The sequence below is a fragment of the Arthrobacter sp. Y3221048 genome, from assembly GCF_059092685.1.
The window spans coordinates 814324-826397 of sequence record NZ_JBNHHX010000001.1; the positions used below are offsets into that span (position 1 = coordinate 814324).

Below are 12074 nucleotides of genomic sequence, written 5' to 3' on the forward strand. Positions count from 1 at the left end.
CTTGCTCAGGCTCTGGGGGAGATGTTTTCTCTTTATCGTCCCTGACATGGGGTCCGGCAGAAGGATTCCGGCTCATCTGCTGGGCACCCCAGCCATCCAGCATGGCCAGCCACACGCTTTCCTCGGCATTGAGCACCTCGATCCCGGCCTTCAGGTGTTCAGGAACGGCAGCAGAAATATTTCGCATAATGCGCGAAAGTCTCGCGTCAAACGCGAGAAGAGACCAGCATGCCGGTAAAACAGCAGGTCAGGCTCACCAATTTCGCGCTGGCAGCTCCCACAGCAGGAGTCCATGCACCGGTCCCTGCTCCCAAGTGCGCCAAAAAGCCCGCAGGAATCCGATGGAACAGGGGGACACGTCTATTCGCATCTAATGCGAACACCACGGAGTTTACTTGTCATAAGCCATACAATCGACCTACCCCTAGCCATCGCCCTCTTTGACCCGGCAGCGGACCGGGCACGGGATGAGGCTGTCCGTGCGGTGCTGCTGAGCGGTGCAGGGTCCCACTTCTGCGGCGGAGGGGACGTTTCGTCCTTCGTCGCATCTGAAAACCAGCAGGCCTACCTCCACGAGCTGGCCTCACTGAATAAACCGGTTGTCGCTGCCGTGCATGGAGCGGTTGCGGGAGCGGGCCTGGGGCTCATGCTCGCTTCGGACGTCATCATTGCCGCGGAGGACACCAAATTCTTTTTCGCCTACCCCGGTCGGACTGACCCCAGACTGCGGGACGTCCGTCGCCCTTCCACGAGCCATTGGCCAGCAACGGGCTTTGGCCTTCGCCCTGTCCGGCAAGCCCATGCCGGCCGAGAGCGCGCTTCACCAGGGACTGGTGGAGGAAATCGTCCCAGATGCACTGTCTCGAGCCCGGAAGCTGGCTAGCCAATGGGCCAATGGGGCGAGCGGCGCTCTCGGTGACACACGATGGCTATCCGTCGTAGCGCCCAGGCCACTCAAGAGGATATGAGTAGAAAGGAGGCCGCGATCATTAGCTCGCGGGTGGTGGGTGCGTAGGCCCAATCCTTGATAGCTGAATTTCTCGCCCGATAGAGCATCCTGCAGCGCTACCCGCACACAAATCGTTTACTCGCCGATAACCGTGAATGTCCGGACAGTTTCTCGATAAAGCGTCCCCAGTGGAAACGAACTTAAGTACTGCCACCGTGACTTCGGCCCGAGGCCGGAGTTCAGCATGGGGGGATAGGTCTGACAACGAGCGGGTTGCACGCCAATAGGGACAGCTTTGAGCTGTGCGGAGCGCCACCACCTGACCCCAATGGGTACAACCCGAACCGTCAGCTGTTTTGACAAGATGGTTGGCACGGCACCTTGGCCGAGGACATGAGAAGCCTCCGCGCGAATCCGCCAGGACTCAAACGTGGAGGCTGCCGACTCTCCAAGCTCGGTAAGTCGGTCATGCCACCGGGTCTCGAGCGCTGCCACCCGGCCATCGACCGTGAACCCGAATCGGGGCGTCCGCTGCGCGGCCGGCTGTTGGGCCCTGCCTCCGTCGCAGGGCTCCGGAGACACTGGCCCTAGCCTGCTCGAACATCCCGTGCTTTCGAGACGGCTGCAGCAGCTCCTGATCGACGGTCTCCTTTTCAGCCAGGTCCACAACTACACGGACGACCTGCGATCCGTCGTCACGCGCCACACTCGCAAGCACCCGAAGGCGGTCCAGAAGGTGGTCGACTTCATCGAGAGCGATCCAACTGCGGTGGCCGGGGTCAGGGATCTCGCTCGCATCGCGGGTCTGAGCGTGGATGTCGGTAGATCCGACCACCAGCCCGTCGCCTTGGACCGGTCCGGCAAACGGCTCGATGACAGAACCTTGCCCAACGATGAAACCAGACTGGGTGGTATTCTGGCTGGCCTTGAACGGCACAGCAAAATCCTGCTAGTCGTCGACCAGCCCGCCACGATCGGCGCGCTGCCCGTGGCCGTCGCTGAACGAACAATGCTGCATACCCTGCGGTCGATCGCGCTGGCTGATAAAGCCTTTTCCGAACTCGGTGACAAGAACCTCAAACGCGCCCCGTTTCTCTCCGCCTTCTTCGCGGGCACTACTCCATCCGCCCTCCCGCGCCTGCTACGACCGCAAACGAGCCGAAGGCAAACGACACGACCAAGCCACCATCGCCCTTGCCCGCCGTCGCTCGGACGTCCTCTTCGCAATGCTCGGCGACAGCACCCTGTATCAAGGCCCGAAGCCTGCAACCCTCGCTTCGGCCGCTCAACGAAAACCACAGAGGCACCCCCTGAGAGTGCGCCCCGGCATCACCTAACGGAGCAGACGAAAGCGGCTCGACGATATGAGGTAGCCGGGTTTTGGGCTGGAACCTCCTTTTCAAAGCAAGACGTGGGTTGCCTGCCACACTTGGCGGACGGGTAGAGCCACATTTGAAATTGGGAGGTTCCAGCTATGTATGAGCGTACAAGCGTGGGGTTGGATGTCCATGCGCGTTCGGTAATCGGCTGCGCACTGGATACCGGGACGGGCGAGATTTTTCGACGCCGGCTTACCCCGGCTCATGACGAAATCTTGGAGTGGCTGCGCAGTCTTTCGGGACCGGTAGCCGCCGTTTACGAAGCAGGTCCGACGGGTTTCGGGTTGGCACGGGCCCTCTCCGCTGCCGGCATCAGGTGTGTTGTTGCGGCGAGCTTCCAGAGCGTCGATGACGAACTGGAGGTTGTCGGCGACCTGCCAGTGGTCGCCGGCCAGGCGTGCGTTGCCGAGGTGCTCGGCGAGCTCGATGAGCTCGATGAGCTCGAGATTGTCATCGCGTTGACGGCGGTGGATCGGCAGAAACGACGGAGTGGTCTGGAAATCTGGGCAGGTCAGGCACGCGTTGCGGTGTGGGCAGTCCTGCTGGGGCGGGCGCCTACAGCAATCATCACCGGCAGCAGCCGGTCAGAATTACTCGGGCCATGGAATTGATTCGCGTAGAGTGCCGATCGAGATAGCCTCCAAGAGGCTCACCCATTACTGGGTGGCGACCACCTCTGAGACCTACATTCACCTCTGCGTGGAAGACGTAGAGCCGAGCTCATCCGTGCTGGGGTCGGGGCTCACGAGGCTATGACGTGATGCCACCGATGCAGTGGCTGACTTAGCCAGCTGATTCTTCTCTGCTGGAAAAGTCCGGAGCCGCTGACCAGAATCGTGATGATGGGGCGCTCAACCCTTGCATGCTTCGCCGGGCCCGCCCCGCCTCCTCATTGATTTCTGCACGGGTTTCGTCCCAGTTCAGACGCGAGGCGGCATGACGACTGCGTTGGCGATTACCCCGCGCTAACAGTTGTCGATCTTACCCAGGGTGCCCGGGTACTGCCGGGCCACCCCGGGCAAGCCGTCCTACTAGAACCCGGTGTCGTCGTCGACCCACGCCTCGGGCCCGAACCACGTCCTCCGCCCTCGCCGCCAAACCCGGCGCACCGGCTCGACCGATCACGGCGTGGAGGAGACGACGATACCGGATGAACCGAATTCCGCCTTCCTTCTCGGCAGGGAGGCGAACACCTCCTGCACGAACTCTTGGAGGCCGGCACATTGATCGGTACATATAGTTCGAAATTAGCGCTGCCGAACCGGTGCCAACGGACTTAATCAAGCACCACTAGCTGGAGCTTCGGTGACCAGTTACCGGGCCTCGAGGGCCGAGTTCGCCGCTCCTTTGAGCAGCCGCTGCGCTGCGATCGCACGTACCGAGCTGATGGTGCTGACTGTGGCCAGCAGAGCGTTTAGTCCACGCCCCCGGAGTGGCCGTAGCTGGAGCCCTGCCATGCGTAGCCGTTGAGTTCAACGATCGTATCGTCAACGTCCACGAATCAGACAGCCGGTTTCAGACGGCGGCAGCCCACGCACCGTACAGTTGTGCTATCGAGCGCTATATAGGATCATATTCTCATATGTGAAGAGCGAGCTGCCGAATCTGCTTCCGCTACGGGCAGCTCACTCGGCATGCTCTTCAATTTGGCGGTCCTACCTCTCGAGACAAAAGGTAACTCCTGATGTTGAACTTCAATCAGAGCCTCTACAAAGCGCTCTCGATCGTCACGATGATCGCGCTACTCGTCATGATGCTGCACATAGTCCTCCACGCATCAATGCGGTCCTTCCTCAACTCCCCGATCTACGGCTCCAACGAGATCGTGGCGTTCTGGTACCTGCCCCTGGTCGCCCTGCTAGGCATCCCAGCAGCCCAGTTGCAAAAGGAGCAGATCACCGTCACCCTTGCTGTCGAGCGTATGGGCGAGAAGACCGCGAACATCTTCAAGATTTTCGCGTGCGGGCTCGGCGCCCTTGTCAGCTCCGCCTTCGCCTGGTACGGATTCGCTGAGGCGCTGACCAACATGGAGTTGGGTGCAAGGGCCGGAGTGACTGACATCATCACTTGGCCCGTCTATTTCTGCGTTCCGCTGGTCTTCGTGCTACTGGCAGCCCTCTACATCATCGACATCGTGATGATCGGCCGCACCGGTGGCGAAGCGGACCTCGCCCGGGCAGCGCGCCGAGTATGACATCGAAGTGGCTCCTTGACCGCCACCCGCTAGGAAGAATCTTATGAAGACATATACAGAAACCACCAACGCAGGCACCATGCCTAGCCTCCTGCCTCCGGACTCGCGTATTAAGAGGCCGAGCCTGATTACCTTGCTCATCGGTTTCGGTCTGATGGCTGCGTGCATGATCGGCCTGTTCATGAGTCCTTCGGTCGTTGTGGCGGGCGTGTGGTGTATCAGCCTGATGCTCGTGCTGATGTTCCTGTCCGTGCCGGTCGCGATCGCTTTAGCCGTTCCCAGCATCGTCGGCGTCTACGCCATCAGCGGCATGCCGGCCGCCGTCAACGTCCTGTCCGCCTCGCCCTTCCACGCCGTCTCCCAATGGTCCATGAGTGTGCTGCCGATGTTCATTTTCATGGGCATGCTACTGACCCAGTCGGGCATGACCACTGGGATCTACCGCGCCACCGATCGCTGGTTCAGTTGGCTGCCCGGTGGCATCGGCATCGGCACCACCGCCGCCGGCGCCGGCCTAGCCTCGGTCTCGGGCTCGACCGTCGCCATGACCTACACCCTGGCCAAGGCAGGCATTCCTGAGATGCTCCGCGCCGGTTACGACAAGCGTGTGGCGGTAGGTACTGTCATCGTTGCCGGTCTGCCCGGCAACCTCATCCCGCCATCCATCCTGCTGGTCGTCTACGCCGGCATCGCATCCGTTCCGGTCGGCCCCCAGCTGGTCGCCGGTGCGGTGCCCGGCATCCTGGTCGCGGGCAGCTTCGGGCTGTTCATCCTGTGTCTGGGCGTCTTCGCACCCCATCTCGTGGGACGCGGCAAGAACGTCGATAGCATCAAACCGAAGGTCAGCTGGTCTCAGCGCTTCCGGTCTCTCCGTGAAATTTGGGGCCTCCCGGTCATCATGATCGTCCTGTTCGGCGGTATGTTCTCCGGCGTCTTCACCCCTACGGAGGCCGGTGCGGCAGCCGCGCTGACCGCTCTGCTGCTCACGCTCTTCTACACGCGCAAGGACAACCCGCTGGCCAAGGTCACCCAAGCCGCCATGGCAACCGTATCCGCTACTGCCGCGATCTTCTTCATCATCATCGGTGCCGAGATGCTGACCAAGCTGTTGTCCATCACCGGTCTGGCACCGGTGATAACGGACTTCATTACCGGCCTGGGCCTGGACCGAGTTGGCTTCCTGCTCGTACTCATCGTCTTGTACCTCGTTTTGGGCATGTTCTTCGACACCCTGTCGATGATGCTGCTGACCATCCCGATCCTGCTGCCCACCCTCGAAATGATGGAAGTCAGCCCACTGTGGTTCGGCGTGTTCGTCGTGCTGCTGGGCGAAATAGGCATGCTCACCCCGCCGGTGGGCATGCTGTCCTACGTCGTTCACAACATTACCAAGGCACCCGAGGTCAACCTCGGCCACAACATCACGCTCAAGGACGTCTTCACATCCCTGCTGTGGTTCCTGCCCATCGCCATCCTGTTCCTCGTCATCATGATCGCAATGCCCCAGATGGCCGAGTGGCTGCCAGCACTCATGGAGTGAACCAGCAGCTGCACAGCAACCGGTATCAAGATTTGCCGCAGTAACGCAGGCGAGTCCACTGTCAGGCTCTGCGGACAGTTGCGGCCTACAACCAACGCATAACGAGTACTAGGACGGATTGATATTGAATTTGAAGATGTTGCTGACTACAGGGTCCCCAAATTCGCCACCATTCTCATGGATAACAATTTGCAAGACAGAAAGGGATGCTAGTCACAATCTATGCCTCGGGAGCCTCTTGAAAGCAGCACTTTAGCACCCATACTGTCATTACGGCCTAGACATTATTGCTGCCCGAGAGATTTCCCTTAGCCAAGATGCACAAAACCTTGGGTGCCCATTTTGTTAAGCCGCACAGATTAGGTCTGCAAAATGTTGCTCTACAACAGGAACTATTTCTGGAGGAAATTTAATGCTCTCAACTAAGCAAAAGATGACGCTTTCAGTCGCTTCAATTGCCGTGTTCTTCACGACAAGTTGCGCAGGCTCCGTGGATGGGGCGACCGCAGGCGGAGAGAGTGCGGGAGCCGGTGTCGAGTATGGTTCAAGCGCAGAGGCGTACCAGGAGGCCCTCGCTGAAATGAAGCCAGTGACCCTTACGTTTCAGTCGGGCGCCCCTTCGCCCAACAGTGCTGTGGGGAAGTATGATATTTCTTTCGCTGAGGCCGTTCACGACAAATCTGGCGGGAAGATTAAAGTAGATATCGTTTGGGGCCAACCTATTGCGCCAGTTGGCGAGGTCACAGATGCTGTCGCCGATGGCAGGATCGACATAGGGTGGGAACTGCCTATGTACTCCCCACAGGAATATCCGGTCTACAATGATCTTCTAAAGATTTCATCGCAGGCCGCGACAGGACCGTTTGTAAATGAAATGATCCTCAACGCGGCGATTCAGGAAGTAGCTTGGAATACTGAAGAAATAATATCAGAGTTTGAAGAGAAGGGCGTCGGCGTTTATGTGCCGCTGAAGCCCTCCGCGTCAAACTTGATTATGTGCACTGAGCCGGCATTCTCACCTGGAGACCTTTCCGGTCGACAAATACGTGCTGGCGGAACTGGCGATACCGTCATCGCAAAAGCGCTGAATATGACCCCCGTTTCCATGGCATACACTGAAACCTTTGATGCACTTCAGCGAAACATGCTGGATTGTACCTTCTCAAGTCTATTTGTGGCAGAGGCGGTGGGTACGCTGGACCTTACTCCCTACGTCAGTTTCCCGAAGGAGCGAGCGTTTTCTCGTTCTGCCGGCGCCTTTTTATTCGGACCGAGTATTGATCGATTGCCATTGGCGGCGCAGCAGCTAATTTTCGATGAGTTGACCGGACAACTTGCCCTCAACGAATCGGAACCAGACGCTATCGTTGATGCTGTTGCTACAGTACAGAAAAAGAACGGGGAGATTTCGAATCTTGATGAGAGATCGACTGCGGCACTCGATGACGCCGTCGAAGAGTTGCTTAGGGAGACCGAGGAGTCGGAGAATGTGAATGGCGAGCAACTGATCGCTGACTTCGAAGCGGCACTCGAAAAGTGGGCGGGAATCGCCAAGGAAGAAGGTTTTGAGGAGATGGAAGATTACGTGCAGTTTGCTAAGGCGCACGGATCTAAGCCGTTCGAGTTCACCCCGTTTGTGGAGAAAATGTATGAGGAAATCTACCTAGCTCATCGTCCGAATTGAGTTAGGGGTGGGTCCGGTGATGTAGCGCAGCGGGCACCCAAAAAGAGCTCCGACTGGTCGCTTAGGCTAACTAGCCACCCGTCCCCCGTTACCTAATGGGATGTGAGGGAGCCAGATGAGGACTTCCCGTTACCGTGGCCTGGTGCCGTTAAAGATAGTCCCTCTGGCTCCCTCTCCCCACGGAACGTAGGTTGACTTCCGGGGGCTTGCTGCCGGCCAACGTGCGGTTCGTGGGGAACGGCCTGCTGTAGCTGAGTGTTCATGCTGCCGTCCGGGCCGCACTGGTCAATAGGATATGCGATCGGTAATTTCCTGCGTTGCGATAGCCGCGGCCGACGCGTTTCCTGGCTTTTATGCTGACATTGTTCGATTCGACCTTCGCTGTCGTCGCACCGGTGACAATGAGGACCTCGATCTCTTTCCACCATCGACAGACGGTGCGCCAGAGTCGGCTGGTTTCCGGCTGCCCGGCCCGCTCGACCAGCTGTTGCAGTTTGTCCTTGGCCGTCGTCGCATCGGCGAGGGAACCGGTCCGCAGCAGGAGGCGGAGTTGCTCTTTGACTTCCCACGCGGCCTGCAGCTTGCCGGTGGGATCGTCGGCGTCGAACACGGTCTGCAACCTGTTGCGGGCCGGTCGGAGAGCTTCTCGTCCGCCTTCAGCAACAGCATGCGGTTGGCCCAGACCGAATCCTTGGCCCGGCCGCGCCGGCCCTTCGTCTCCTGCGTCAGGCGTTGCCGTACCTCGGTGAGCATGTTGTTTCCCAGCATCACCAGATGGAAGTGGTCCACACTGACCGCGGTGCGGGGCAGCCACATCCGCAGCGCTTTGCGGAACGCGGCCGACGGGTCGATGGCCACCACCTGCACACCGAGCCTCCACTCCAGCGGCCGGGCCATCAGCCACTCGCCGACGCCCTTGTGATCGCGGCCGTCGACCACCCCCAGAACCTGTCCGGTGTCCAGGTCCACGATCGTGGTCATCCACGGCTCGTACCTGGTCCAGGTCTTTGATTTCGGGTCTTGGAAATAGCGGACGGACCGGAAGCGGTGTTCGTCGATGCCCAGGTAGCGCGGGCTGAGCGTGTTCACATCCGGCAAGGTCGTCGCTGCTGAATTGATCGCTTCCTGGACTAGCCACCACGAGACGCCGAAGGCGCGAGCCGCTTCGAACACCGCCCGGGAGGAATCAATGACCGCGGAGACCAGCGACTCCTTCAGCCGGCGAGTGGAACGGGCGAAGCGCGGAACCTGCTCCGTGGCTTCGCTGAACGACTTGCGTTCGCAGGCCTGTTCATCGCAGAACCAGCGGTATTTGTTCCATAGCAGCTGCACCGGGCCGGCGATCGGAATGTCCCGTAGCCGCTGCAGGCGCTTGGCCTTCCGTCTGGCCGAGATGGTGCCGCAGTCAGGGCAGCCGTGCGGCTGGTCGGTTTCTACAGTGATCCGGCGCTGGTCGAGGGGCAGGATTTCTGTGTTGATGACTCTGAAATCGGGCAGGTTGAAGATGACGGTGGCAGCGTCGACTGCCACCCGGGTAGGCTCGTTCAAAGGCTCGTGGTTCCTGTTCCAGGGTGAATGCTTAGACACACTCATCCCAGCAGGGCCACGGGCCCTTTCTCTATCTACGACACGAGGTCAATTCCCCACGAACCGTGAAGACCCGCCAACGTCTCGATCAGGAACGCGAACCCAGAGTTCTCACGCTGAGACCCGGCCCCGGCAGCATCCGACAGGGACGTGAATGCCAATCAGATGTCGAGCCGTCGAGCTCTTCCATTAGGTCGCAACTGTCCCAGGTCGCAGCGGTCCTCTGCAGCTATCGACGACAGGGGAAGGACCACCAATGACGGAAGTGTTCTGCGGCATCGACTGGGCAGAGGGACACCACGACATCGCACTCGTGGACCAACAGGGCCGCTTGCTGGCCTCGCAAAGAATTGAAGATACGGCCGCCGGCCTGGCGGAAATGCTGGACCTGCTTTCCACCCACGGAGACCGGGCCGAAAACCGCGTTCCGGTGGCCATCGAAACCACACGCGGCTTCCTCGTCGCGGCTCTGCGCTCAAGCGGCCGGGAAGTCTACGCCCTCAACCCCATGGCCGTGGCCCGATACCGCGAACGACATACGGTCTCCCGCAAGAAAATCCGACGCCCAAGACGCCACGGCACTGGCCAACATCCTGCGCACCGACCGCCACGCCCACCGGCCTTTGCCTCGTTATTCGGAACTGGTTCAGGCCATCGCCGTGCTCGCACGAGCGCAAGCTCGCCGCCGCCGGCTACGTCTGGGCCTTCTCCGCCCTGACCAGCTCTGCCGGAGCCCGTGCCCACTACGACCGGCGAAAAACTTCCGGCGACAGACACACTACAGCCAGCGCAACCTGTTCAACCGCCTCCTCGGCTGCCTCTATCACTGCCTCCAAACCGGATCCAGCTACGACGCATCAGCCGCCTTCCCCAACACCGCTGGCCTGACGGCCCCGGCATGATTCCTGCCCCCAGTCGACCATGATCCGGGAGGTGATGTCACCGGGGCCAGAAGGTGCCGGAGATATCGCTGATAGGGGCCGGGCAGAAAGTATTCGAGGCCGTTAGTAACGTGGATGCCGAGCGCTGACACCGCAGCCAAGCCAGCGCCTGAGGCTCTGTTTCTACTGCTGGAAGGGAACGCGTGATCAAGAACCATGCCGAGGTCGATGTTTTCCTCGGAGTCGATGTCGGCAAGGGCGAGCACCATGCCGTGGCCTTGTACCGGGACGGCAAGAAGATTTACGACAAAGCTCTGCCGAACGACGAAGCCAAAATGAAGGCCGTCATCGAGAAGCTGGCCAAGCACGGATCCATCCTGTTCGTCGTGGATCAACCGGCCACCATCGGGGCCTGCCCGTCGCGGTCGTCCAAGCCGCCGGCTACCTGCCAGGCCTTGCCATGCGCCGTATCGGCTCGCCCCGCGCATGTATGCACGCCTCACGGAGGAAACCTTCGACGCCCTCGACCAGCAGACTGTGATCGTGGTCGGCACCCGCGCCGCGGCGGTCGTGCTGCCGCAGCTGGCCGGCATGCTCACAGACCTGCGCGCCTCCCGAGACACCATCCACGCCCAAGTCGAGGCCCTCGTGGAGGACCACCCTCTTCACTCGGTCCTGAGCTCTATCCCGGCGGTTGGGATCAGGACCGAAGCACGACTCCTCACCGAGGTCGTCGGCAAGGAATTCGCCACCGCCGGGCACCTGGCCTCCTACGCCGGCCTGTCCCCGGTGACCTGGCGCTCCGGCTCCTCAATCCGAGGCGACCACTCCTCACGACGAGGGAACAAGGTCCTCAAACGCGCGCTGTTCCTCTCCGCATTCGCCGCCCTGAAAGACCCGCTCTCCCGGGCCTACTACGACCGCAAACGCGCCCAGGGCAAGAAACACAACCAAGCCCCTCATCGCCCTCGCCCGCAGATTTGGCGCACAATCGGTCAACGGAGCACGGCGTCGTATTTGACTTAGCGCTCGCTACAGTCTAGATTGTGATGGGCGTCTCAGTTGGTGACACAGTCGAGGTCGGCGCGGTTGTCATTGCTTCTACAGGTTGAACAGGAGATAGGCATGAGCAGGACAGCAATCGTCACAGGAGGTTGCGGGGGGATCGGCGCCGCCACCGCGGCCAAGCTCTCGCAGGCTGGATTCACAGTCTTCGCCACCGACCTTGCGGCCGTCACCGCTAGCGCCGGGGACGAGGTCCTTGCTACCGCGGACCATCACCTCGCCCATGATGTGAGCGATGAGGACAGCTGGGCCGAGGTTGTCGACCACGTAATGTCGACCACAGGTCGAGTCGACGTCCTGGTCAACAACGCGGGAGTCGGCAACATGACCACCGCAGTCGACGAAACGGTGGCGGGGTGGAACAGGATCATTCGCATCACCCAGATGAGCGTGTGGCTCGGAATGCGCACTGTCGGCCCCCTCATGGCGGTGCGAGGTGCTGGTTCCATCGTCAACGTGGCGTCGATCTTCGGTTCCAGTGGCGGGAAGGGCGACATGTTTTCCTATCACGCTGCGAAAGGCGCTGTTCTCAGCATGACGAAGAATGCGGCCGTCCTGTGGGGCCCGGACAAGGTCAGGGTGAACACCGTTCAGCCTGGCTTCGTCCGGACGCCGTCGTTTGAGCGGGTCTCGGACGCGGCGCGGGTGGATTGGATGACGTCGAATGCACCCTTGGGCCGTGTTGCGACTTCATACGAGATTGCGAACGCGATCGCGTTCCTCGCCGGCGAGGAGTCCAGCTTCATCACTGGTGCGGATCTCGTCGTCGACGGCGGCTGGCTGGCACGCTGATTG

6 protein-coding genes and 8 pseudogenes are annotated in these 12074 nt (G+C 60.5%); 11 read left to right on the plus strand and 3 right to left on the minus strand.

What is annotated here, in order from left to right:
* Positions 1-373 precede the first annotated feature (373 nt).
* From AC5RVS_RS03820 to AC5RVS_RS03840, 5 genes and pseudogenes are all read left to right on the plus strand, one after another.
* A pseudogene (locus AC5RVS_RS03820) lies at positions 374-679 on the plus strand (enoyl-CoA hydratase-related protein); the annotation flags it as partial.
* The gene (locus AC5RVS_RS03825; RefSeq protein WP_494107314.1) at positions 615-968 is read left to right on the plus strand and encodes an enoyl-CoA hydratase/isomerase family protein; all 354 of its coding nucleotides are present in this window, start codon (positions 615-617) and stop codon (positions 966-968) included. The pseudogene AC5RVS_RS03820 and the gene AC5RVS_RS03825, both read left to right, overlap by 65 nt.
* Before the next feature lie 792 nt (positions 969-1760).
* Positions 1761-1946 (plus strand): annotated as a pseudogene (locus AC5RVS_RS03830) (IS110 family transposase); the annotation flags it as partial.
* Between the two features lie 57 nt (positions 1947-2003).
* A pseudogene (locus AC5RVS_RS03835) lies at positions 2004-2286 on the plus strand (hypothetical protein); the annotation flags it as partial.
* A gap of 137 nt (positions 2287-2423) precedes the next feature.
* A pseudogene (locus tag AC5RVS_RS03840) lies at positions 2424-2660 on the plus strand (IS110 family RNA-guided transposase); the annotation flags it as partial.
* Positions 2661-3659: 999 nt separating this feature from the next.
* On the opposite strand, the pseudogene AC5RVS_RS03845 reads toward AC5RVS_RS03840, so the two are convergent.
* Positions 3660-3829, minus strand: a pseudogene (locus AC5RVS_RS03845) (IS1380 family transposase); the annotation flags it as partial.
* A 183-nt stretch (positions 3830-4012) separates the two neighbouring features.
* Here AC5RVS_RS03845 and AC5RVS_RS03850 point away from each other — a divergent pair.
* The 3 genes from AC5RVS_RS03850 to AC5RVS_RS03860 all read left to right on the plus strand — a co-directional run bounded on the left by AC5RVS_RS03850 (position 4013) and on the right by AC5RVS_RS03860 (position 7746).
* Entirely contained in the window at positions 4013-4522 is a 510-nt protein-coding gene (locus tag AC5RVS_RS03850; protein WP_494107178.1) for a TRAP transporter small permease, read from the plus strand.
* Between the two features lie 181 nt (positions 4523-4703).
* On the plus strand, positions 4704-6062 hold the full coding sequence (locus AC5RVS_RS03855) for a TRAP transporter large permease (protein ID WP_494107179.1): 1359 nt from the start codon (positions 4704-4706) through the stop codon (positions 6060-6062).
* 412 nt (positions 6063-6474) lie between these two features.
* The gene (locus AC5RVS_RS03860; RefSeq protein ID WP_494107180.1) at positions 6475-7746 is read left to right on the plus strand and encodes a type 2 periplasmic-binding domain-containing protein; all 1272 of its coding nucleotides are present in this window, start codon (positions 6475-6477) and stop codon (positions 7744-7746) included.
* A gap of 259 nt (positions 7747-8005) precedes the next feature.
* On the opposite strand, the gene AC5RVS_RS03865 is transcribed toward AC5RVS_RS03860, so the two are convergent.
* Entirely contained in the window at positions 8006-8356 is a 351-nt protein-coding gene (locus AC5RVS_RS03865; RefSeq protein WP_494107181.1) for a transposase, read from the minus strand.
* Positions 8357-8433: 77 nt separating this feature from the next.
* Positions 8434-9339 (minus strand): annotated as a pseudogene (locus AC5RVS_RS03870) (transposase); the annotation flags it as partial.
* A 250-nt stretch (positions 9340-9589) separates the two neighbouring features.
* On the opposite strand from AC5RVS_RS03870, the pseudogene AC5RVS_RS03875 reads away from it, so the two are divergent.
* The 3 genes and pseudogenes from AC5RVS_RS03875 to AC5RVS_RS03885 form a co-directional block, all read left to right on the plus strand.
* Positions 9590-10010: pseudogene (locus AC5RVS_RS03875) on the plus strand (IS110 family transposase); the annotation flags it as partial.
* Between the two features lie 339 nt (positions 10011-10349).
* A pseudogene (locus AC5RVS_RS03880) lies at positions 10350-11235 on the plus strand (transposase).
* Positions 11236-11339: 104 nt separating this feature from the next.
* Positions 11340-12071, plus strand: a complete 732-nt coding sequence (locus tag AC5RVS_RS03885) for an SDR family NAD(P)-dependent oxidoreductase (RefSeq protein WP_494107182.1) — start codon at positions 11340-11342, stop codon at positions 12069-12071.
* The last annotated feature ends 3 nt before the right edge of the window (positions 12072-12074 follow it).

What these genes read in the sequence shown, in the direction of transcription:
- AC5RVS_RS03825 (WP_494107314.1), top strand. Translation starts at nt 615, where the DNA reads ATGGAGCGGTTGCGGGAGCGGGCCTGGGGCTCATGCTCGCTTCGGACG.
- AC5RVS_RS03850 (WP_494107178.1), top strand. Translation starts at nt 4,013, where the DNA reads ATGTTGAACTTCAATCAGAGCCTCTACAAAGCGCTCTCGATCGTCACG.
- AC5RVS_RS03855 (WP_494107179.1), top strand. Translation starts at nt 4,704, where the DNA reads ATGAGTCCTTCGGTCGTTGTGGCGGGCGTGTGGTGTATCAGCCTGATG.
- AC5RVS_RS03860 (WP_494107180.1), top strand. Translation starts at nt 6,475, where the DNA reads ATGCTCTCAACTAAGCAAAAGATGACGCTTTCAGTCGCTTCAATTGCC.
- AC5RVS_RS03885 (WP_494107182.1), top strand. Translation starts at nt 11,340, where the DNA reads ATGAGCAGGACAGCAATCGTCACAGGAGGTTGCGGGGGGATCGGCGCC.